Raw genomic sequence first — 20,256 nt, 5'->3', positions numbered from 1 at the left:
GCGTCGCCATGACCGAACTTGCCGAAAAGCAGTCCGCTCCCGCCGCCCTGCCGTTCCTGCGGTTCGAGCTCGCCCCCATCCTCATCTTCGCGGCGTTCGCCGCGGCGCCGGCCTTCGCATCGGCCTCGGGAGCGGAAGGCTATGTCCTCTCCCTCCTCACCCGCGTGATGATCTTCGGTCTGGCGGCCATGTCGCTCGATCTGATCCTCGGCTACGGGGCCCTCGTGAGCTTCGGCCATGCGGCCTTCTTCGGCATCGGCGCCTACGGCGTCGGCATCCTGGCGAGCCACGGGATCGAGGATGCGCTCATACAGGTTCCCGTCGCACTCGCCGCTTCCGCCCTCTTTGCCTTGGTGACAGGGGCCATCTCGCTGCGGACGAAGGGCGTCTATTTCATCATGATCACCCTCGCCTTCGGACAGATGCTGTTCTTCCTCGCCACGTCGCTGGCGCCCTACGGCGGCGACGACGGCATGACGCTTGCGACCCGCAGCCTCCTCGGCGGCTCCGGCATTCTGGAGAACGACTTCGCGTTCTACTGGGCGACCCTGATCTGCCTGCTCGCAGCCTATGCACTGTCTCGCGCCATCGTGGCATCGCGGTTCGGGCGCGTTCTGCGCGGAACGCGCGAGAACGCCACCCGCATGGAAGCCATCGGGTTTCAGCCCTTCCGGTACCAGCTCGCCGCCTATGTGATCAGCGGGATGATGGCGGGACTGGCCGGATGCCTGCTGGCGAACCAGGCCGAATTCATAAGCCCCGCCTTCATGACCTGGCAGCGCTCCGGCGAGCTGATCTTCATGGTCGTTCTCGGAGGGCTCGGCTCGCTGCACGGGGCGATCATCGGCGCCGCCGCCTTCCTGCTGCTGGAGGAGTTCCTCCCGGAGATCCTCCATGCCGGCAGCTTCTTCCTCAACGACGACATCCGCTGGCGGCTCACGGAGAACTGGCAGATGGTCTTCGGTCCTCTCCTGATCCTGATCGTGCTGTTCGTCCGGGGCGGGATCATGGGACTTCTGCGGCGGGGACACCATGGCTGAGACGTTGCTCGACATCCGCCACCTGCGGAAGAACTACGGCGCGCTTGCCGTGACGGACGACGTGAGCCTCGCCGTCGAGAGGGGCGAGCTGCACGCCATCATCGGCCCCAACGGCGCCGGCAAGACCACGCTGATCCACCAGGTTTCCGGGATGTTGGGCTCCAACTCGGGCCAGATCCTCTTCAACGGCGAGGACATCACCCATTGGCCCATGCATGAGCGCGTCCGGCAGGGGCTCGCCCGCTCGTTCCAGATCACCTCGATCCTGCCGGGCTTCTCCGCACTGGAAAACGTGGCGCTCGCGGTCCAGGCCCGCTCCGGCTCCAGCTTCCGCTTCTTCGGCAACGCCGCCCATGAGCGGGACCTGAACGAGCCCGCCATGGAGTGCCTGAATATTGTGGGCCTCGGCCCACGGGCCCAGGTGCCGGCAGGTCTTCTCTCCCATGGCGAGAAACGGCAGCTGGAGCTCGCCATCGCGCTCGCCACGAAACCCAAGCTGCTTCTGCTCGACGAACCCCTCGCCGGCACCGGCCACGACGACTCACAGCGTGTCGTCGAAACCCTGCGACGCCTGAAGGGGCAGACGACGATCGTGCTGATCGAGCACGACATGGATGCGGTCTTCACCCTGGCGGACCGCGTCAGCGTCCTCGTCTATGGCAGGGTCATCGCCACGGATACGCCGGAGCGGATCCGGTCCAATGCGGAGGTGCGCGCCGCCTATCTTGGCGAGGAGGAGGTTGTCTGATGCTCTCGGTTCGGAACCTTCAGGCGTCCTACGGCGCCGCCCAGGTGCTGTTCGACATCTCCCTCGATGTCGGTCCGGGAGAGGTCGTGACCCTGCTCGGACGCAACGGAATGGGCAAGACCACCACCATCCGCTCCATCATGGGGCTGCTGCGCCCGAAAGCTGGCGAGGTCCGCTTCGATGGGGCGGTCGTCACCGGGCAGGCGCCCTACCGGATCGCCCAGACCGGCATCGGCCTCGTTCCGGAAGGGCGCCAGATCTTCCCGACCCTGACGGTGGAGGAAAACCTCGTCGCCACCGCGGCCTCCCGCACCGGACGCCGCTGGACGCTCGATGCGGTCTACGACCTGTTTCCCCGCCTGAAGGAGCGGCGGAGCAATCTGGGCTCCCAGCTATCGGGCGGCGAGCAGCAGATGCTTGCCATCGGCCGGGCCCTGATGACCAATCCCAAGCTCATGATCCTCGACGAGGCCACAGAAGGGCTGGCCCCGCTGATCCGGGCGGAAATCTGGGCCTGCCTCAAGCGCCTCAGAAGCGAGCATCAATCGATCCTCGTGATCGACAAGAACGTGGATGCCTTGGCGGGCTTCGCCGACCGCCACGTGATCATCGAGAAAGGCCATTCGGTCTGGACGGGCACGAGCGCCGAACTCGCCGCGGATCCCACCCTCAAGGACCGTTATCTCCACGTCTGAGCGGAGCAGCCGACAACATGGCCCATGCCGAGATCGACCTCGAGGCCGAGTACAACAACCGGGCTCGCGTACCGGACCACGGGGTCCATATAGCCGGATGGCAGAGGGACGCCGCCGCCTACCGGGACACGGCCCGCTGCGAACTCGACCTCGCCTATGGTCCCGGCGAGCGCAACCGCCTCGACCTCTTCTACCCGGAAGGCGGCGATGCGGGCGGCCCCATCGTCCTGTTCATCCATGGCGGATATTGGCAGGCCCTCGACAAGTCGACGGCGAGCCACCTCGCCCGTGGCGCCAACAAGCGCGGGCTCACCGTGGCGATGCCGAGCTACAGCCTTGCCCCCGCCGTGAGCCTCCCCGCCATCGTCTCGGAAATCGAGGCGGCGGCCGAGTTCGTCCAGCAGCGAACGGGCCGCCCCCTCGTCGCCTCCGGGCATTCGGCAGGAGGCCATCTCTCGGCCTGCCTCATGGCGCGTCCGGACACCGCGCCGGAACGTCGGATCCGTGCGGCGATGCCGATCTCGGGCCTCTTCGACCTCGTCCCGCTCGTGCCGACATCCATCAACGCCGCGCTCAAGCTGACGGAGCAGGAGGCCCGACGGTTGAGCCCTCTGGAATGGCCAGCTCCGGCCAGGGGCCGTCTCGTGGCCGTGGTCGGCGGGGCGGAGAGCAGCGAATTCCTGCGGCAAAGCCGGACCATCGTAGACGAGTGGGGCAAGGCCGGCGTCACCACCCGCCTCCATGAAATTCCGGGAGCCCACCATTTCGACGTGATCGCCGGACTTGCCGAGCCGAACGACATCCTCGTCGATCTTCTGGTCGAGCTTTCTTCGAACGCCTCCTAGGTGCGGCAATCCCAGCTCCGCTGATGTGGGAACCTCCAGCGGGATAAGGGGTTTTCATTTCGTGTTGCAATGCAACATGCGTCCGCTCGTCCTGTAGACACCGCCGACCGGTCGCATCCAGACTGGGCTGCGTCTGTCCAAGACAGGCGGGTCCATGGCCGGCGTCGCCGTATCGGCCTTCTTCTTTCAACCGAGTGCCAGTTGCGGGTTCCTGCGATGGAGAATGCTTGCTCAGGCTTCCATGCCGGAAGCGGCGGGGCCCTTTCTTTTTTGGATTTCGCGAGGGGAAAATGACGACCAACAGGAAGTTCAGCCAGACCAGTCCCGACAAGGTGAACGAGCTTTTCGCCAAGCTGCTCGACACGTCGGACAATGCCGTCAAGACACGTGAAAGACTGTTCGCCGATCTCAAGGAGGAACTCGAACTCCTCGCCAGCCTCCAGGAGCAGCACCTCTTCCCGGTCCTGAGGAAGCACAAGGACATGGAAGATCTCGTGCGCAGCGCCATGAACGACAACGAGGAGACGAGCGCGCTTCTGGAGGAGCTCGACCGCATGCCGAAGGGCAACGGCGAATTCATCAAGAAGCTTGCCGACCTGAGAAAGGTGTTCCAGCAGCACATCCGCGACGACAAGAAGGAGCTCATCCCGGCCGTCCTGAAGGTCTTGAGCGACGAAGAGGTCGAGGCCGTCGTCGAGAAGGTGGAGGATGACCTCGCTGCGGCCGAGGAGATCCGACGCGCCGAGGCCGATCAGCGCCAGACCGTTGCGAAACGTAGCCGCGAGCAGCTCGAAGCCGTCGAGCGGACCACGGAAGACCTCGTCGGTGCCGCACAGGCCGGAATGGAGCGGACCCAGGCCGCCGCGCAGGGCGCTCAGGACATCTTCCGGAGCGGCTTCGGCGCAGCCTCCGAGCTGATGCAGCTCTACAGCCTGCCCATGCGCGGCGGGCAGGATCTGACGGGACGGACCTCGCAGAATGTTTGGGCGGCCGTGGAGTCGGGCTCGGTACTCGCACGCGGGCTTCAGGACGTCTCCCAGGAGTGGGTCGGACTGGCACAGGAGCGCCTGCAGAAGAACATCGACGGGCTGAGCAGCCTTTCCCGCTGCCGGACCTTAAGCGAACTCTTCGAGGCGCAGAGCGCATTGATGCGGAATAACATGACCCAGATGCTCGACAACAGCCGGCGCATCGTGGAGCTCTCCTCCCGCATCGCCAACGAGGCATCGCGCATCATGACGGTCGAGGCGGAGAGCCGCTCGAAGGGATCCGGCCGGGCCGCCTGACCCGGCGCTCCAGGACAAAAAAAGGGCGCCCTCGTTCGGGCGCCCAAGACTCCGTCCTTCATGGGGCAGAAAAAGGCCGGAGGTATTCTGTCACCGTGCTACACCAGCCGTTGTGCCTTGTCTCTTCGGAAACTTCCTACGTAGGAAACCCTATCCCGAAGAGTTTCCTTACCCATTTAAGCCGAGAGACCGGCCCGGCCGGACGCGTTCCCCTTCCTGAGGAGTTCCCGACATGGATGCTCATCCCGCAATCGCCCCCGGCCGAGTCGCCGTCATCACCGGCGCCGCGAGCGGCATCGGTCTTGCGGCCGCGAAGGGCCTGGCCGGTCTCGGAATGCGGGTCTGCCTCGCGGATCGTGACGGAGCCGTCCTGAGGCAATCTGCCGATGAGGTCGCCGAAGCCGTGGGCGGGGCCGGAAAGGTTCTCGCGGTAGAAACCGATGTCGGTCGGGCGGAGGACTTCGAACGCCTGAGGGACGAGGTCGTCGGCGCCTTCGGCGAGGTTGCGTTCCTGATGAACAATGCCGGCACGGAGGGCGGCGGCCAGCTCTTCGGCGACCCTCAGCGCTGGCGCGCCATTCTCGACACCAATCTCTGGGGCGTCATCAACGGAATCCAGGCCTTCGCGCCCATGATGATGGAACAGGGCACCCCCTGCGCCATCGTCAACACCGGCTCGAAACAGGGCATCACGACTCCACCCGGCGACACGGCCTACAACGTCTCGAAGGCCGGGGTGAAGGTCGTCACCGAGGCGCTGTCGCACGAGTTGCGCACGAGGCCCGGCTGCCGGGTGACTGCGCACCTCCTGATCCCGGGCTTCGTCTATACGGGCTTCACCAGGGCCAGAGGGGTGACCGAGAAGCCTCCCGGTGCCTGGGCGCCGGAGCAGGTGATCTATGCTCTTCTGAGCGGGATGGCGCAGGGCAACTTCTATATCCTCTGCCCGGACAACGAGACCACGCCCGAGATGGACCGCAAGCGCATTCGCTGGGCGGCCGAGGACCTCATCCGGAACCGCCCCGCCCTCTCCCGTTGGCATCCGGATTACAAGGACGCTTTCGCCCGCTTCATGGACAGTCCGGAGGACTGAGACGCAGCGAAGCGGACGACCATGGCGAAATCCCTCGACGACATTTTTTCGCGACTGGAGACCTCCACCTTCCGACGGCGTTTCAGACTGTCGGGACGCGAACGCGCCTATCTGGAGACGCGGGGAATGGAGACGGTGCTCGCCCATGCGGGCGATTTCGTTCTCCGCCGGCTCGCCCCTGCGGAGCCGGCAAACGACGGCAAGCAGACCCCGTTCAAGGGACATCCGGTCTTCATCGCCCAGCATGCCACCGCGACATGCTGCCGTGGCTGCTTATCCAAATGGCATGGCATCCCCGCCGGCCGGCCCCTGACGGAGGACGAACAGCGTCACGTAGTCGAGGCCATCGGCCGATGGCTCGAACGGCAATCGTCCTGACGTCCCGCGCGACGTATCACACGAAACCGAAGCCCTTCTTCTCCGCCCGCTCCACATCCGGCGTCACGGCTTCGGCGGAGGCCTTCCAGAGATTGATCTCGCCCTCGGCGGCGTAGCGGTCGATCTCGGCCAGCTCCTCGGCGGTGAAGTCGAGCCGTTCGAGAGCCGCAAGGGAATCGTCGAGTTGCTCCACGTTGCGCGCCCCGATGAGCGCCGATGTCACCCGCGGATCCCGCAGCACCCAGGCAATCGCCATCTGGGCGAGCGTCTGCCCTCGCCGCTGGGCGATCTCGTTCAAGCCTCTCACCCGCTCGATATTCTCCGGCGTCAGCAGCCTCTCCGACAAGGAGCCGCCACGGGTGGCGCGCGAGCCCTCCGGCACGCCGTTCAGGTATTTCGTCGTCAACATGCCCTGCGCCAGCGGCGAGAAGGCGATGCAGCCGACTCCGAGATCGTCGATAGTGTCGAGGAGCTCGCCTTCGACCCAGCGGTTCAGGAGCGAATAGGACGGCTGGTGGATGAGGCAGGGCGTTCCGAGTTCGCGCAGGATGCGCACCGCGCGGGCGGTCATCTCGGCGGAGTAGGAGGAGATCCCGACATAGAGCGCCTTGCCCTGGCGCACGACCGTGTCGAGTGCGCCCATGGTCTCTTCGAGGGGTGTCGTCGGGTCGACTCGGTGGGAATAGAAGATGTCCACGTAATCGAGCCCCATCCGCCGCAGGCTCTGATCGAGGCTCGAGATCAGATACTTGCGCGAGCCCCACTCCCCGTAGGGACCCGGCCACATGCGGTATCCCGCCTTGGTGGAGATGATCATCTCGTCCCGGTACGGCTTGAAGTCGGTGGCGAGGATGCGCCCGAAATTCTCCTCCGCCGAGCCGGGAATGGGACCGTAATTGTTCGCCAGATCGAAATGGGTGATGCCGCGGTCGAAGGCGCGCCGCAGGATGGCGCGACCGGTCTCGAACACGTCGACGCTGCCGAAATTCTGCCAGAGCCCGAGGGAAATGGCCGGAAGATCGAGGCCGCTGCGCCCGCAGCGGCGATAGGCCATTCGATTGTAGCGATCGTCATCGGCGATATAGGACATCGTCCACCTGTTCCTTATGCGCGCAGCAGCCGCCGCCCGGCCGGGACCGGATGCGGAGGCATCACGCGCTCTGTCGTTTCCGAAATGCTAAGCATCGCGGAGGGGTTTGCAAGGCCCGAAGCTCCGCAGGAAACGCCGCCCCAGAAGCCACGCCACACAGTTTCACTTCCACGGCTCCCGCGGCATCTTGCGGATTGCTCGCCATCACCATGGCCGTTTTTCGGATCCGCCGACTGGACAGATCCAGGGAGAGAACATCAAACTGCCTGACGAACGGGCTGTTCCGGATCGCCCACGACGATCCGGCATCGAGGGGAAATCGCACCCTGTGATTGTCGACTCCCACCAGCATTTCTGGTCGCTGGATGCACCCTGGTTCGACTGGCCGACGCCGGACCTCGCCGCAATCTACAGGGACTACGCCCCCGCAGACCTTGCGCCGGAGATCGAGGCCGCCGGCGTGTCCGGCACCGTCCTCGTGCAGGCCGCGCCGCATCTGGCGGAAACGCATTACCTGCTCGACATCGCGCAGCGCACACCCTTCGTCGGTGCCGTGGTCGGGTGGGTCGACCTCGAACGAAACGATCAAGTCGACGAGTTGAACCGTCTCGCGGAGCACCCGAAGTTCCGCGGCATCCGCCCGATGCTCCAGGCGATCCCCGATACGGAGTGGATGCTTCGCCCCGATCTGGAGCCCTGCCTGACCGCCGCCGAGGAGCTCGGCCTCACCTTCGACGCCCTTGTGAAGCCTCCGCATCTCGAGGCCCTCGCCGCCTTCGCTGACCGCTACCCCAACCTGCCCATCGTCGTGGACCATGGCGCAAAGCCCGAAATCGCCAGGGGAGCGGATGGATTTCGAGACTGGGCGCCGCAGATTGCAGCTCTCGCCCGGCGTCCGCAGGTCTTCTGCAAGCTTTCCGGTCTGCTGACCGAGGCTGGAGACCGGACGGCGGACGACGACCTGCGGCCGTTCGCAGAGCATCTGATCGAGACGTTCGGACCGGAGCGGCTGATGTGGGGTTCGGACTGGCCCGTTCTCGACCTTGCTGCACCCTATGCGCAATGGTTCGCAACCGTGCAGAGATTCGTCGCGCCGCTTTCCGAGGGCGAGCAGAGTTCTATCTTGGGCGAGACCGCTCGCCGCTTCTATCGCTTCTGACGGGGGACAGGCCATGAGCATCGTTGAGGAGCCCACTACATGAAGCGGCGCAGGATCGGCGAGACGTCCGTCGAAGTGACGGAGATCGGCTTCGGGGGAGCCGCCATAGGAGGGCTCTACCGGGCAGTCTCCCGCCAACAATCCGAGGATACGATCGCGGCCGCCTGGGATGCAGGCATCCGGTACTTCGATACGGCACCATTCTACGGCTTCGGCCTGTCCGAGCGCAGGATGGGGGATTTCCTGCGCGAGAAGCCGCGGGATTCCTACGTGCTCTCCACCAAGGTCGGCCGGATTCTGACGCCGGTCCAGGAGGATCGGGTGCCCGACCATGGCTACGTGGAGCCCCTGCCCTTCAGGGTGGACTACGACTACACCTATGACGGGATCATGCGCTCGGTGGATTTCAGTCTGGCGCGCCTGGGACTCAACCGGATCGATGTTCTCCTGGTCCACGACATCGGCGCCTATACCCATGGCGCCGACGCCAATCAGAAGCATTTCCGCGATCTGATGGAGGGAGGCCTCCGGGCGCTGGAGAACCTCAAGAGCGGCGGCGCCATTTCTGCCTTCGGCCTCGGGGTCAACGAGGTCGAGATCTGCCTCGACGTGATGTCCCGGGCCTCGATAGACTGCATCCTGCTGGCCGGCCGCTACACGCTTCTGGACCGCGCCGCGGTCGGCGAGCTTCTTCCGCTATGCGAAGAGACGAAAACCTCCCTGATCGTGGGCGGCGTGTTCAATTCGGGAATTCTCGCCACCGGCCCTGTCCCCGGCGCCCATTTCGACTACGGTCCTGCAAGCGAGGACATTCTCGACCGCGTCGCGCGGATGGAGAAGATCGCCGGACGGCACGGGATTCCCCTTGCTGCGGCGGCGCTGCAATATCCGCTGCGCGATCCGCGAGTGGCGACCGTCCTGATCGGGACCGCCAAACCTTCCAGCCTGGAGCGCAATCTTGCTAATCTGGCGATACCGGTGCCGGAGGAGGCTTGGCCCGCCTTCGACGCCAATGCAATGAACAGGTAGATGGAGTTCCTGCATGCTTCGCGGCATACACCCCCTGCTCGGTCCCGACCTCCTCCACGCCCTCCGCTGCCTGGGCCATGGGGACGAGGTGGTCATCGCCGATGCGAATTTCCCCTCGCATTCCCTGGGCCCACGCGTGGTCCGGCTGGACGGGATCGATGCGGTTGCGGCGGCAGACGCCATTCTCACCCATCTGCCGCTCGACACCTTTGCCGAGGCCGCAGCCTTCCGCATGGCCGTGGTGGGCGACCCGGAGGCGGTGCCTCCGATCTGCCAGAGCTTCGCCGAACTCGTGCGCAACCTCGCGGGCCCGTTCGACATCGTGGCGCTCGAACGCTTCGCCTTCTACGAGCGGGCCCGCCAGGCCTGCTTCATCGTCGCGACGGGAGAAAGGAGGCTGTACGGCAATCTCATTCTCAAGACCGGTGTTCTTCCGCTCGAATGAACCCTTGCCGCCATCGTCGGCGGAACTAGGTGGAAGAGAGAACGGTGCGCGAAAATCCAGCGCCCGACAACCGATGCCGTCTCGGCGGAACAGCATTCCTTTGCGGCATTACGCTAGGAATTCCAAAATCTTTGGGCACAGCCGGCAGGCAACAAGCGCATCCAGCAGCCGTTCATCTCCTGTTCTCGCATATCAATACTTTCGTGTCCCCATGCTTTCCGGAAGCAACAGGTGACATACTACTGAAGGCTGTGCTTATATGACCTCAATACCAGTGCAAGCGTACTAACTCTCAACAGGCTCTGAAGAGTCGGCTCAAGGGAGGAGTTCAGGGTGTCACTTCTGGTATTGGAGGATATCGGCAAGGAGTTCGGCGCCATCCGGGCCTTGTCGAATGTCAATCTCAGAATCGAACCGGGCGAGGTCGTCGGCCTGATGGGCGACAACGGCGCCGGGAAATCGACGCTCGTGAAGATCATCGCGGGCAATTTCCGTCCGTCCCACGGCCGGATGCTGTTCCAGGACCGGGAGGTTCACTTCTCAAGACCCGTGGACGCCCGCCAGGTGGGGATCGAGGTCGTTTATCAGGATCTGGCTCTCGCCGACAATCTGACGGCATCGGCGAACGTCTTCCTCGGACGCGAACTCAAGCGGAAGGTCGGGCCGTTCTCCTTCCTCGATCATGCGGCCATGAACCAGCGCACGGCGGCGCTCTTCCAGGAACTGAAGTCGGAAACCCGGCCGGACGACGTCGTCCGGGCCATGTCGGGCGGTCAGCGTCAGGCCGTTGCCATCGCCCGGACGAGGCTCGCGCAGGCCAAGCTGATCCTCATGGACGAGCCGACGGCGGCGATCTCCGTGCGGCAGGTCGCCGAGGTCCTCGACCTCATCCGCCGGCTGCGCGATGCCGGCATCGCCGTGATTCTGATCTCGCATCGTATGCCGGACGTCTTCTCGGTCTGCGAGCGCGTCGTCGTCATGCGGCGCGGCAGCAAGGTGGCCGACAAGCCGGTCAGCCAGTCCAGCCCGGAGGAAGTCACCGCGCTGATCACGGGTGCCAAGGAGGCTGCCTGATGAACGATGTCTCTCCCGCCGCCCGCTCGACGGCCGAAACAGGCGACTTCGCCAATGTGGGCCGGACCGAATGGTGGCGCCGCGGCTTCTTTGCGAGCCAGACCGCCTATGTGGCGGTCGCGCTCATCGCGATCATGGTCGTCATGTCGTTTCTCAGCCCGGCTTTTCTGAGTTCCGGCAACCTCGCCAACGTGGCCAAGAACTTCTCCTTCGTCGGCATCGTCACCCTCGGCGTCACCCTCGTGATCATCACGGGCGGAATCGATCTCTCCGTCGGCTCGACCATGGCGCTGGCGGCGATCACCTGCGCCATCGTCATGCAGAAGGTGAGCGGCACCGGATTGGATGCCATCCCGCTCGCCGGGATGATCGTGTCCCTGGCCGCGGGTCTCGGCGCGGCGGTGCTGATCGGGCTCGCCAACGGGCTTCTCATCGCCAGGGTCGGCTTGTCGCCCTTCGTCACCACGCTCGGAATGCTCTCCATCGTGCGAGGGCTCGCCTATGCGGTGACCGAAGGACGGGGGCAGGCGCCGACGGGCCCCGACGTGAACACGTTCTACGAGATCACGGACGGCAACATCGCCGGCGTTCCGGTGGCGGTGATCTACCTCCTCGTTCTCGCGGGCATCCTGAGCCTCGTCCTGCATCACACCGCTTTCGGCCGGCATGTCTTCGCCCTTGGCGGGAACGAGAAGGCGGCGGCCCTCACGGGCATCTCGGTCGAGCGCGTGAAGGTGGGGGTCTACGTCCTCTCGTCTCTCTCTGCGGGCTTCGCCGGCATTCTCATGGTGGGGTGGCTGGGCTCCGCCCCGGCCAACCTGGCCACCGGATACGAGCTGACCATCATCGCCGCGGCGGTCATTGGCGGCGCCAACCTGACGGGCGGCATGGGCGGACCTGCGGGAGCGGTCATAGGCGCGCTCCTCATCGAAGTCATCCGCAATGGTCTCGTTCTCGCGGGGATTAATGCCTATTGGCAGATCGTCCTCGTGGGCGCGATCATTATCCTCGCAGTCCTCGTCGACCGCCTGCGGACCATGAGAATGACGCCTTGAGTCACAATCTTCCCTCGGAGCCGTCCGCCCGAGGCCAGACAGAAACCGGCCATGAGGGCCGACCATCAGACCCCGGCGAACGGGGCAATCGATCAACCAGGAGGAAAGCGTGATGAAACGACTGATCCTCGCCGCGGCAGCAGCAGCCCTTACGCTCGCCATGCCTGCGGCAGCTCAGCAGAACTATCGCTTCGCCATCGTTCCCAAGGCGATGAACAACCCCTATTTCGATCTGTCGCGGGACGGCTGCATGAAGCGGGCCAAGGAACTCGGCAACATCGAATGCATCTACAAGGGCCCTGTCGAGCACGAGCCCGCGAGCCAGGCCCAGATCATTCAGGATCTCATCAGCCAGAACGTGGACGGGATCGCCATCTCGGTCGCGGACGCCGCGGCAGCCGTGCGCGTGATCAAGTCCGCCCGCGATGCCGGGATTCCGGTCATCACCTTCGATGCCGATGCGCCGAACTCCGCCCGGCAGGCCCATGTGGGCACGGACAACCGCGCCATGGGCCGAGCCCTTGGCGAGGAGTTGCTGAAGATCCGGCCGGAAGGCGGGAAATACGCGATGATCTCGGGCGGCCCCGCCGCCGCCAACCTCAAGGAGCGCGTCGAAGGCGTGCGCGATGCTCTCAAAGGCTCGAAGTGGATCGAAATCTCCGGTTCGCCGACCTACTCCAACGACGACCTGGCCCTTTCGGTCCAGCAGATGCAGGACCTCAAGACCGCCAATCCGGATCTCGCCGCCATCATCCCCGTCGGCGGCTGGCCCATGTTCGTTCCCGAGGCCTACAAGAGCTTCGTGAACAAGTACAAGTCCGAAATGGATCAGGGCAAGTTCGCCCTCGTGGTGGCGGATACCCTGGACGTGCAGCTCCAGCTGCTCCGCGACGGATATGCCAATGCCCTGGTGGGTCAGCGGCCCTACGAGATGGGCGAAAAGGCCATGGACATCCTGCTCAAGCTCAAGAAGGGCGAGAAGGTCGACGATATCGTCTATGCCGGCATCGACCGGGTGACGAAGGAGAACGTGGACGAAATGCTGAAGAAGAAGTGAGCGGCGGACGCACGAAACCGATCGGGGAGGCTACGGCCTCCCCGGCATCCGGGTCTGAAAGCCCGTCGGAACGCGGCCATGGACCGGATCGATGGAATAGCCCGATGGCTGGCGGCGAATGCGGCCTGCCGGTCCGTCGAGGACCTGTTCAGCGCCTTCTGCGAGGAGATCGTTCGCCATGACCTGCCGGTCTGGCGGGCCTCCATGGGCCTCGAGGTCCTGCACCCGGAAGTCAGCGGCTGGCTGCATGTCTGGACGAGCGAGACCGTGTCGATCCGGGAATCGGCGCGGGCGACCGCCGCCGTTTCGCCCTCCTATCTGAACAGCCCCACCCGGGTGGTCGACGAGACGGAACGTCCGTTCCGCCGCCTGCTCGACACCCCCTGCCCCGACATGCCGCTCCTCGAGGAGCTACGCCTCCTCGGAGGAACGGATTACGTGATGTTTCCGCTGCCGTTCCTGGAGCGGACGCGGACGGCCGTCATCGCTTTTGCGACCCAGCGGCAAGGCGGGTTCACGCCTGCCGAAATCGAGGCTCTGGAATTCGCCGCGATTCTCCTCAGCCCCTCCATCGAGCGCCACGTGCTGCGCCGCATCGCGGTCGACCTGCTCGACACCTATGTCGGTCCGCGCACCGGCCGCCGGATCATCGAAGGCGGCGTCGACCGCGGGGCCGTGGAGCTGATCGAGGCCGCCCTGTGGTTCACCGACCTGAGGGGCTTCACCCGCCTGTCGGAGGAGGTTCCGATCGACGATGTTCTCGGCACCCTGAATGTCTGGTTCGGCATCGTCGGCGACGTGGTCGAGGCCCATGGAGGCGAGGTCCTGAAATTCATCGGCGATGCGGTGCTCGCGATCTTTCCCACCACTTCGGAGCGGAGCCGAAAAGCCGCCTGCCGCGATGCCATGGACGCCGCACGGGCGTTCTGCGACAGGGTGGACGCGGAGAACATCGTACGGGCGGGAAGCGGCAAAACGGAACTCAACTTCGGTTCTGGCCCTTCATTACGGCGAAGTGGCCTATGGCAATGTCGGCGCACCGAGGCGCTTGGACTTCACGGTCATCGGCCCCGCCGTGAACCGGGCAAGCCGCCTGCAGGATCTGGCGAAGAAGCTCGGATACCGGGTTCTCGTCTCCAGGGCCTGCGCGCGGGAGATCGACGTTCCGCTCGTCGATCTGGGCCGGCATGATCTGCGGGACGTGGCGCATCCGCAGCGCGTGTTCACCCTTCCCTGAGGCGCGACCGGGCTCCGCAACCCGGACAACCTTGGCAATGGCCGTCCCCGCGAGGGGACCATAGACCGCGCCCCGCCCCTATTGCAGGGGCAGGACGCCTGCGATAATCGAGCCTTTGCTACGTTCCGGTGGAATGGGAATATTGGCGCTCTGCTCGGCAGCCGGAGATTTGCGGACGGGTCCATCCGCTCAGGAGAGCTTTTTTGACTGAATCGGCCTCAACCTCCCCGTCCCCTCTCGGCAGGGATGTCAGTTTCGAGCTCCTGATCGACGCCGTGACGGATTTCGCGATCTACATGCTCGATACCGAGGGCCGGGTCACCAGCTGGAATGCGGGGGCGGAGCGCATCAAGGGCTGGCGCGAGGACGAGATCCTGGGCCGCCACTTCTCCGTGTTCTACCCGCCCGAGGATGCGGCGGCCGGCAGGCCGGAGCAGGCCCTGAGGACGGTGGAGCAGACCGGCCGCTACGAGGAGCAGGCTCCGCGGATCCGCAAGGACGGCTCCGTCTTCATGGCCCATGTCACCCTCACCCCCCTGCGCGACGCATCGGGCAAGCTGCACGGCTACGCCAAGGTGACGCGCGACATCACCGAGCGGGTCGCGGCCGAGGAGGCCCTGAAGGCCCGGGAGGCGCACCTGCGTTCGATCCTCGAAACCGTGCCCGACGCGATGATCGTCATCGACGAGCAGGCCAGGATCCAGTCCTTCAGCGTCGCCGCCGAGCGCCTGTTCGGCTGCACCGCGGAAGAGGTGATCGGCGAGAACATCAAGATTCTGATGCCCGAGCCCTACCGGGATCAGCATGACGGCTACATGCAGCGGTATCTCTCCACGGGCGAGCGCCGCATCATCGGCATCGGGCGCGTGGTCGTGGGCCAGCGCAAGGACGGATCGACCTTCCCCATCGAGCTCGCCGTCGGCGAGATGCGCTCAGGGGGGCAGCGTTATTTCACCGGGTTCATCCGCGACCTGACCGAGAGCCAGCGGACGGAGGCGCGCCTGCAGGAGCTTCAATCCGAGCTGGTGCACATGTCCCGTTTCACGGCGCTCGGCGAAATGGCCTCGACCCTGGCGCACGAGATCAACCAGCCCCTGACGGCCATCGCCAACTACCTGAAAGGGTGCCGGCGCCTGCTGGAACAGAGCAAGGACGAGCATGCCCCCATGCTGCGCGACGCCGTCAGCCAGGCGGCCGATCAGGCGCTGCGGGCGGGCCGGGTCATCCGGCATCTGCGCGAGTTCGTCTCCCGAGGCGAGAGCGGGCGCCATATCGAAAGCCTGCCGAAGCTCATTCAGGAGGCGAGCGCCCTCGCCCTGGTGGGCGCCAAGGAGAAGGGCGTGCGGGTCTCCTACCGCTTCGACCAGGATGCCGAGCTCGTCCTGGCGGATCGCATCCAGATCCAGCAGGTCCTGCTCAACCTGATCCGGAACGCCATCGAGGCGATGCAGGACTCGACCCGCCGCGAACTCGTCGTCGCCACGGCCCTCCCGGAGAACGACGGAATGGTCGAAATCAGCGTGGCCGATACGGGGCCGGGCATCGCGCCCGAGATTACCGAGCAGCTGTTCCAGCCCTTCGTGACGACCAAGAAGAACGGCATGGGAGTCGGCTTGTCGATCTGCCGGACCATCGTCGAGGCTCATGGCGGCAGGATCTGGGTCGAATCGCGGACCGGCGAGGGAACCACGTTCAGGTTCACCCTGCGGATGGTGAAGGAGGAGGAGTTGGCGAATGCGGAATGATGGGATCGTACACGTGGTGGACGACGACGTGGCCGTCCGCCAGTCTCTGTCCTTCCTGCTCGCGACGGTGGGCCTGCCGGTCCGGCTCCACGAATCCGCGGTGTCGTTCCTGGACAGCGTGACGGAGCCTGTGGCCGGCTGCATCGTCACCGATGTCCGCATGCCGGAAGTCGATGGGATTGAATTCCTACGCCGCCTGAAATCCCGCGGGTTCTCGGTGCCGGTCATCGTCATGACCGGGCACGCGGACGTGCCTCTCGCCGTCGAGGCCATGAAGCAGGGTGCTGTGGATTTCATCGAGAAACCTTTCGACGACGACCTCTTCCTGGCGGCCGTGCGCTCCGCGCTGGACCTGCAGGAGCAGAACGCCGAGCGGACCAGCCAGACCGCCGAGGTCCAGGGGCGCATCGATTCCCTCTCCGAGCGGGAGCGACAGGTTCTCGACGGCCTCGTCGCTGGCAAGGCGAACAAGGTCATCGCCTACGATCTCGGCATCAGCCCCCGGACGGTCGAGATCTATCGGGCCAACGTCATGGGCAAGATGCAGGCGTCCAGCCTCTCCGAACTCGTCCGGATGGCGCTGCTGGCCGGGAACCTCAAGGACGTATGATCCCCTAGGGATTTCTCCCGATACCGGGAATTCCAGATTTTGAGGGGGATCAATTCCCCCGGCCGGAGGATCGGGTACACCGGGACCGTTGCTCACAAGCCCTATTGCAAGGTCCGCCATGTCCTCCCGAACGGGATCCGTCCTCATCGTCGACGACGATGCCGCAGTCCGCAACTCGCTCAAGTTCGCCCTCGGGATCGAGGGAATCGACGTACGCCTCTACGGCAGCGGCGTGGAGCTTCTGGCGGACGCGGACCTGCCGGAGCACGGCTGTCTCGTGGTGGACTACCAGATGCCGTCCATCAACGGCATTCAGCTCGTCGACATCCTCCGGGACCGCCACCGAAGCTACCCGACCATCCTGATCTCCGGCCATGTCAGCGAGGACGTGAGGGAGCGCGCGGCCGTGGCGGGCATCCACGAAGTGCTGGAAAAGCCCCTCCTGGACGAGACCCTCGTGAACAGCATCCGCTCCGCCCTGGCCGGCTTCGGCGGGGAAATCGCGGCCGATCTGGCACCGTCCGCGGGCTAAGGGGAATCCCTTAGGGAGCATATCTGAATTTCTGACCGGTCCGTGCGGCGGTACCCATAGCTCAAGGTCAACGACTTGAGACGACGAGGGCACGATGCACACCACGGTCACGATCAATACCCCCAATCCGGCCGCTGCGATCATCGCCCGGGCTCCCCAGCCGGCCCGCTCCACGGCAGACACCTCCACGCAGGCCATCAGCTCGATCCGGTCCTACACCAAGGACGACGAGATCTTCTCCGAGGGCGACCGCGCCGCCTATTTCTACAAGGTCGTCTCCGGCGTCGTCCGCACCTCCAAGCTCCTGAGCGACGGACGCCGCCAGATCGACGCGTTCCATCTGGCCGGCGACATCTTCGGCATCGAGACGGGCGACGAATACCGCTTCAGCGCCGAAGCGGTCGGGGATGCGGTGGTGATGGCCTATCGCCGGTGCAGCCTGGAAACCCTGGCCGCCAGCGACAGCCAGTTCGCCCAGCAATTCGTGAAGGGCATGATGCGCTCCCTCGAGCGGGCCCAGGACCACATGCTCCTGCTCGGCCGCAAGACAGCCCTGGAAAAGATCGCCTCCTTCCTCCTCGACATGGCGGACCGCGCCTCCGACAGCGAAGGCGCCATCGATCTCCCCATGTCCCGGGCCGACATCGCCGATCACCTCGGCCTGACGATCGAGACCGTGTCGCGCTCCCTGACGCAGCTCGAGCGGGAGGCCGTGATCAAGCTTCCGGCAACCCGCCGCATCGTCCTCAACAACAAGGCCGCCCTGCGCCGCCTCAACGCCTGATCCCATCGAGCAGGCAGCCGATCACCAGGAGGGAACCCATGACCAAGCCACTGAACAACATGAAGAACATTCTCATCGGATTCACCGAGGACGAGGAGGCCCCGTCCGCAGCGCTGAGCTACGGCCTCTCGCTGGCCCGCGAGTCGGGCGCGCATGTCACGGCCCTCTCGGCCTCCGTCAAGCTCGCGCTGACCCATTCGGTCGTCAGCGATATGGCGTCGGGGCTCGTGGCCGCCGAGAACCAGCGGGTGCGCGAACTCGCCGAAGCCGCAGCCGAAAGCGCACGTCAGAAAGCAATGATCGAGGGAATCCCCTGCTCGGTCGAGGCGGTTCAGCTGCGCTACGCCGAGCTTGTGGAGACGTTCTCCTCGCTCTGCAGGGTGCATGACCTCGCCGTGGCCGATGCCGATGCCGACATGCTCACGGTGGACCGTTCGCTCATCGAGCAGGCCCTGTTCTCCAGCGGGCGCCCGGTGATCGTGGTGCCGCGCGGTACGGACACCTTCAAGGCGGAGCGGATCATCGTCGCCTGGGACGGCAGTGCGAAGGCCGCCCGCGCCCTCAACGACGCCCTGCCCTTCCTCAAGCACGCCCAAACCGTCGAGATCGTCTGCGTGTCCGGTGAGAAGGACCTGTCGAGGGCCGTTCCGGGGGCGGAGATCGCTCCGCATCTGATCCGCCACGGCGTGCAGGTCACGGTCACGGAACTCACGGCCCAGAACGGTGACGCAGCAGAAACCCTGCGCAACCATGCGAAGCTGACCCGGGCCGACATGATCGTGATGGGCGCTTTCGTCCATTCGCGCCTGCGCCAGATGGTGCTCGGCGGCGTGACCCAGTCGCTCCTCAAGGAAGCGCCGGTCCCGCTCTTCCTCTCCTACTGAGCCGTCTCCGCTAAATCCGAACCCCTCCCTCCAGGAGGGGTTTGCGCATTCGCGCAAGCGGCGAACGCCAAACAATCATCAAAGTGTCGCAGCATCCTATCACATGGGGAGGCCCTAGCCGTTCAAGAACAACAAATCCGCGGAGGAAGCGCATGGCTGTCCATCTTGAACATTTCCGGTACCGAGCGAGACTGAGCGACGATCCTTTCTATCCCGAAGACATCCAGCCGCGGCTGCAATCGATACTGGCCAGCCTGGCAGATATCGACTTCGCCCATGAGAAGAGCATCGAATCGATCCGGCACAGCTTGGCCGACGAAGCCCAGAAGCGCGAGCTGATCGCGGTGCTCAGGAGACGCCACCAGGAGCGCCGCGCTCCTTACGTGCGCGAACTTGCGGAGCTGAAGAGCAGGATCGAGGCGATCTTCGCCTAGCCCCGGATCGATACCCTGCCCTGCCCGAAGGACGAGAGCCCAAGCCGGCGCTCCGTCCTTCGGTTTTCCGGTGCGTAGCGCTCCTCCTGCGGACTCCCATTCCTGAAGGACGGAACCGGACCATCCACGCGGAAATTTCGCTAGGGATGGCTTTGGCCGGACGGCTGCGGTTGATCGGGCACCGGGAGCTTGATCTTCTCGGGGGTCCGCGCCCAGGAGGCGATCAAGGTCCTCCGTCCATTGAAGGGTTTCGCGAAAGGAGCTTCAAGAAGATGCATGATGTCGATACCGCCGAAGCCCATCTGAATTCTCCATCCTACCGGCTTGCCGCTCTCGATCAGGACTTCCTGCTGGGGGATTCCATGCGCGGCGTCCGGTTCCAGCTGGAATACGCCAAGCCCGAGGAGCACCTGCGGACCTGGGGCATCCGGTCGACCATCGTGGTTTTCGGCAGTGCTCGCGTGCGGGAGAACGGCCCGGGGCAGCACCCCTTCTGGTACAACGAAGCCCGGAAGTTCGGGGCCATCGCGTCGGAGCGCGGCGGCGCCCTGAAGCCGGTCAACGGCATCCGCGACAACGTCATTGCCACGGGCGGAGGTCCGGGCCTCATGGAAGCCGCCAACAGGGGGGCGCACGATGTCGGCGCCCCGTCCATCGGCTTCAACATCACCCTGCCGCACGAGCAGGAGCCCAACCGCTACTCCACGCCGGATCTGACGTTCCGGTTCCACTACTTCGCCATGCGCAAGATGCATCTGGCCATGAGGGCGAACGCCCTCGTGGTGTTCCCCGGCGGTTTCGGGACGCTCGACGAACTCTTCGAGCTTCTCACCCTTCGTCAGACCGGCAAGGCCCCGCCGCTTCCGATCGTGCTTTTCGACAAGAAGTACTGGCGCTCCATCATCAAGTTCGACGTGCTTCTCGAACACGGGATGGTGAGCGAGAGCGACCGCAAGCTGGTGCACTTCGCCGACACCGCCGAAGATGTCTGGTCCACCCTGATCGACAACGGCCTTATCACCCATCACACCTGATG

At 65.0% G+C, this 20,256-nt stretch carries 22 protein-coding genes; 21 read left to right on the top strand and 1 reads right to left on the bottom strand.

The window, feature by feature from the left end:
• Positions 1 to 8 precede the first annotated feature (8 nt).
• The 7 genes from LGR44_RS11320 to LGR44_RS11290 all read left to right on the top strand — a co-directional run bounded on the left by LGR44_RS11320 (position 9) and on the right by LGR44_RS11290 (position 6,085).
• A complete protein-coding gene (locus tag LGR44_RS11320; RefSeq protein ID WP_226740452.1) occupies positions 9 to 1,040 on the top strand; it encodes a branched-chain amino acid ABC transporter permease in 1,032 nt (343 codons plus the stop codon).
• Positions 1,033 to 1,788 carry an ABC transporter ATP-binding protein gene (locus LGR44_RS11315; protein ID WP_226740450.1) on the top strand — a complete coding sequence of 252 codons (756 nt, stop codon included), beginning with the start codon at positions 1,033 to 1,035 and terminating at the stop codon, positions 1,786 to 1,788. Before LGR44_RS11320 ends, LGR44_RS11315 begins: the two co-directional genes overlap by 8 nt.
• Positions 1,788 to 2,483 (top strand): ABC transporter ATP-binding protein, encoded by a 696-nt coding sequence (locus LGR44_RS11310; RefSeq protein ID WP_226740449.1) that lies wholly within the window; start codon positions 1,788 to 1,790, stop codon positions 2,481 to 2,483. The genes LGR44_RS11315 and LGR44_RS11310 overlap by 1 nt, the downstream gene beginning before the upstream one ends.
• A gap of 17 nt (positions 2,484 to 2,500) precedes the next feature.
• Entirely contained in the window at positions 2,501 to 3,328 is an 828-nt protein-coding gene (locus tag LGR44_RS11305; protein WP_226740446.1) for an alpha/beta hydrolase, read from the top strand.
• Between the two features lie 290 nt (positions 3,329 to 3,618).
• Complete coding sequence (locus LGR44_RS11300) at positions 3,619 to 4,614, top strand: phasin family protein (protein ID WP_226740445.1); 996 nt, start codon at positions 3,619 to 3,621, stop codon at positions 4,612 to 4,614.
• 232 nt (positions 4,615 to 4,846) lie between these two features.
• A complete protein-coding gene (locus LGR44_RS11295) occupies positions 4,847 to 5,707 on the top strand; it encodes an SDR family NAD(P)-dependent oxidoreductase (RefSeq protein WP_226740443.1) in 861 nt (286 codons plus the stop codon).
• A 21-nt stretch (positions 5,708 to 5,728) separates the two neighbouring features.
• Positions 5,729 to 6,085 (top strand): DUF4186 domain-containing protein, encoded by a 357-nt coding sequence (locus tag LGR44_RS11290; protein WP_226740441.1) that lies wholly within the window; start codon positions 5,729 to 5,731, stop codon positions 6,083 to 6,085.
• A 16-nt stretch (positions 6,086 to 6,101) separates the two neighbouring features.
• Here LGR44_RS11290 and mgrA read toward each other — a convergent pair whose 3' ends face one another.
• A complete protein-coding gene (gene mgrA / locus LGR44_RS11285) occupies positions 6,102 to 7,175 on the bottom strand; it encodes an L-glyceraldehyde 3-phosphate reductase (RefSeq protein ID WP_226740439.1) in 1,074 nt (357 codons plus the stop codon).
• A 328-nt stretch (positions 7,176 to 7,503) separates the two neighbouring features.
• On the opposite strand from mgrA, the gene LGR44_RS11280 reads away from it, so the two are divergent.
• The 14 genes from LGR44_RS11280 to LGR44_RS11215 all read left to right on the top strand — a co-directional run bounded on the left by LGR44_RS11280 (position 7,504) and on the right by LGR44_RS11215 (position 20,254).
• Positions 7,504 to 8,334: an amidohydrolase family protein gene (locus tag LGR44_RS11280; protein WP_226740437.1), complete on the top strand. Its 831-nt coding sequence runs from the start codon at positions 7,504 to 7,506 to the stop codon at positions 8,332 to 8,334.
• Between the two features lie 39 nt (positions 8,335 to 8,373).
• A complete protein-coding gene (locus LGR44_RS11275) occupies positions 8,374 to 9,363 on the top strand; it encodes an aldo/keto reductase (protein ID WP_226740436.1) in 990 nt (329 codons plus the stop codon).
• 13 nt (positions 9,364 to 9,376) lie between these two features.
• On the top strand, positions 9,377 to 9,808 hold the full coding sequence (locus LGR44_RS11270; protein ID WP_226740434.1) for an RbsD/FucU family protein: 432 nt from the start codon (positions 9,377 to 9,379) through the stop codon (positions 9,806 to 9,808).
• A 333-nt stretch (positions 9,809 to 10,141) separates the two neighbouring features.
• Complete coding sequence (locus LGR44_RS11265; protein WP_226740432.1) at positions 10,142 to 10,882, top strand: ATP-binding cassette domain-containing protein; 741 nt, start codon at positions 10,142 to 10,144, stop codon at positions 10,880 to 10,882.
• Positions 10,882 to 11,937 (top strand): ABC transporter permease, encoded by a 1,056-nt coding sequence (locus LGR44_RS11260; RefSeq protein WP_226740429.1) that lies wholly within the window; start codon positions 10,882 to 10,884, stop codon positions 11,935 to 11,937. Before LGR44_RS11265 ends, LGR44_RS11260 begins: the two co-directional genes overlap by 1 nt.
• A gap of 112 nt (positions 11,938 to 12,049) precedes the next feature.
• A complete protein-coding gene (locus LGR44_RS11255; RefSeq protein WP_226740427.1) occupies positions 12,050 to 12,994 on the top strand; it encodes a sugar-binding protein in 945 nt (314 codons plus the stop codon).
• A gap of 78 nt (positions 12,995 to 13,072) precedes the next feature.
• On the top strand, positions 13,073 to 14,185 hold the full coding sequence (locus LGR44_RS11250; protein ID WP_264196468.1) for an adenylate/guanylate cyclase domain-containing protein: 1,113 nt from the start codon (positions 13,073 to 13,075) through the stop codon (positions 14,183 to 14,185).
• A 249-nt stretch (positions 14,186 to 14,434) separates the two neighbouring features.
• The gene (locus LGR44_RS11245; protein ID WP_226740425.1) at positions 14,435 to 15,976 is read left to right on the top strand and encodes a PAS domain S-box protein; all 1,542 of its coding nucleotides are present in this window, start codon (positions 14,435 to 14,437) and stop codon (positions 15,974 to 15,976) included.
• Entirely contained in the window at positions 15,966 to 16,586 is a 621-nt protein-coding gene (gene fixJ / locus LGR44_RS11240) for a response regulator FixJ (RefSeq protein ID WP_226740423.1), read from the top strand. The genes LGR44_RS11245 and fixJ overlap by 11 nt, the downstream gene beginning before the upstream one ends.
• A gap of 118 nt (positions 16,587 to 16,704) precedes the next feature.
• Positions 16,705 to 17,118: a response regulator transcription factor gene (locus LGR44_RS11235; protein WP_226740421.1), complete on the top strand. Its 414-nt coding sequence runs from the start codon at positions 16,705 to 16,707 to the stop codon at positions 17,116 to 17,118.
• 94 nt (positions 17,119 to 17,212) lie between these two features.
• Positions 17,213 to 17,902: a helix-turn-helix domain-containing protein gene (locus LGR44_RS11230; protein WP_226740420.1), complete on the top strand. Its 690-nt coding sequence runs from the start codon at positions 17,213 to 17,215 to the stop codon at positions 17,900 to 17,902.
• 38 nt (positions 17,903 to 17,940) lie between these two features.
• Positions 17,941 to 18,786 (top strand): universal stress protein, encoded by an 846-nt coding sequence (locus tag LGR44_RS11225; RefSeq protein ID WP_226740418.1) that lies wholly within the window; start codon positions 17,941 to 17,943, stop codon positions 18,784 to 18,786.
• Between the two features lie 152 nt (positions 18,787 to 18,938).
• Positions 18,939 to 19,220, top strand: a complete 282-nt coding sequence (locus LGR44_RS11220) for a hypothetical protein (RefSeq protein ID WP_226740417.1) — start codon at positions 18,939 to 18,941, stop codon at positions 19,218 to 19,220.
• 272 nt (positions 19,221 to 19,492) lie between these two features.
• Positions 19,493 to 20,254, top strand: a complete 762-nt coding sequence (locus tag LGR44_RS11215; protein ID WP_226740415.1) for an LOG family protein — start codon at positions 19,493 to 19,495, stop codon at positions 20,252 to 20,254.
• Positions 20,255 to 20,256: the final 2 nt, after the last annotated feature.

The organism is Microvirga lenta (assembly GCF_020532555.1).
GTDB classification, from domain to species: Bacteria; Pseudomonadota; Alphaproteobacteria; order Rhizobiales; family Beijerinckiaceae; genus Microvirga; species Microvirga lenta.
The sequence above is the reverse complement of the archived record's forward strand: the minus strand, read 5'-3'. Positions and strand labels throughout refer to the sequence as shown.

Excerpts from the sequence above, each read along its gene's own strand:
- LGR44_RS11320 (WP_226740452.1), top strand. The coding sequence starts at position 9 with ATGACCGAACTTGCCGAAAAGCAGTCCGCTCCCGCCGCCCTGCCGTTC.
- LGR44_RS11315 (WP_226740450.1), top strand. The coding sequence starts at position 1,033 with ATGGCTGAGACGTTGCTCGACATCCGCCACCTGCGGAAGAACTACGGC.
- LGR44_RS11310 (WP_226740449.1), top strand. The coding sequence starts at position 1,788 with ATGCTCTCGGTTCGGAACCTTCAGGCGTCCTACGGCGCCGCCCAGGTG.
- LGR44_RS11305 (WP_226740446.1), top strand. The coding sequence starts at position 2,501 with ATGGCCCATGCCGAGATCGACCTCGAGGCCGAGTACAACAACCGGGCT.
- LGR44_RS11300 (WP_226740445.1), top strand. The coding sequence starts at position 3,619 with ATGACGACCAACAGGAAGTTCAGCCAGACCAGTCCCGACAAGGTGAAC.
- LGR44_RS11295 (WP_226740443.1), top strand. The coding sequence starts at position 4,847 with ATGGATGCTCATCCCGCAATCGCCCCCGGCCGAGTCGCCGTCATCACC.
- LGR44_RS11290 (WP_226740441.1), top strand. The coding sequence starts at position 5,729 with ATGGCGAAATCCCTCGACGACATTTTTTCGCGACTGGAGACCTCCACC.
- mgrA (WP_226740439.1), bottom strand. The coding sequence starts at position 7,175 with ATGTCCTATATCGCCGATGACGATCGCTACAATCGAATGGCCTATCGC.
- LGR44_RS11275 (WP_226740436.1), top strand. The coding sequence starts at position 8,374 with ATGAAGCGGCGCAGGATCGGCGAGACGTCCGTCGAAGTGACGGAGATC.
- LGR44_RS11270 (WP_226740434.1), top strand. The coding sequence starts at position 9,377 with ATGCTTCGCGGCATACACCCCCTGCTCGGTCCCGACCTCCTCCACGCC.
- LGR44_RS11260 (WP_226740429.1), top strand. The coding sequence starts at position 10,882 with ATGAACGATGTCTCTCCCGCCGCCCGCTCGACGGCCGAAACAGGCGAC.
- LGR44_RS11255 (WP_226740427.1), top strand. The coding sequence starts at position 12,050 with ATGAAACGACTGATCCTCGCCGCGGCAGCAGCAGCCCTTACGCTCGCC.
- LGR44_RS11250 (WP_264196468.1), top strand. The coding sequence starts at position 13,073 with ATGGACCGGATCGATGGAATAGCCCGATGGCTGGCGGCGAATGCGGCC.
- fixJ (WP_226740423.1), top strand. The coding sequence starts at position 15,966 with ATGCGGAATGATGGGATCGTACACGTGGTGGACGACGACGTGGCCGTC.
- LGR44_RS11235 (WP_226740421.1), top strand. The coding sequence starts at position 16,705 with ATGTCCTCCCGAACGGGATCCGTCCTCATCGTCGACGACGATGCCGCA.
- LGR44_RS11230 (WP_226740420.1), top strand. The coding sequence starts at position 17,213 with ATGCACACCACGGTCACGATCAATACCCCCAATCCGGCCGCTGCGATC.
- LGR44_RS11225 (WP_226740418.1), top strand. The coding sequence starts at position 17,941 with ATGACCAAGCCACTGAACAACATGAAGAACATTCTCATCGGATTCACC.
- LGR44_RS11220 (WP_226740417.1), top strand. The coding sequence starts at position 18,939 with ATGGCTGTCCATCTTGAACATTTCCGGTACCGAGCGAGACTGAGCGAC.
- LGR44_RS11215 (WP_226740415.1), top strand. The coding sequence starts at position 19,493 with ATGCATGATGTCGATACCGCCGAAGCCCATCTGAATTCTCCATCCTAC.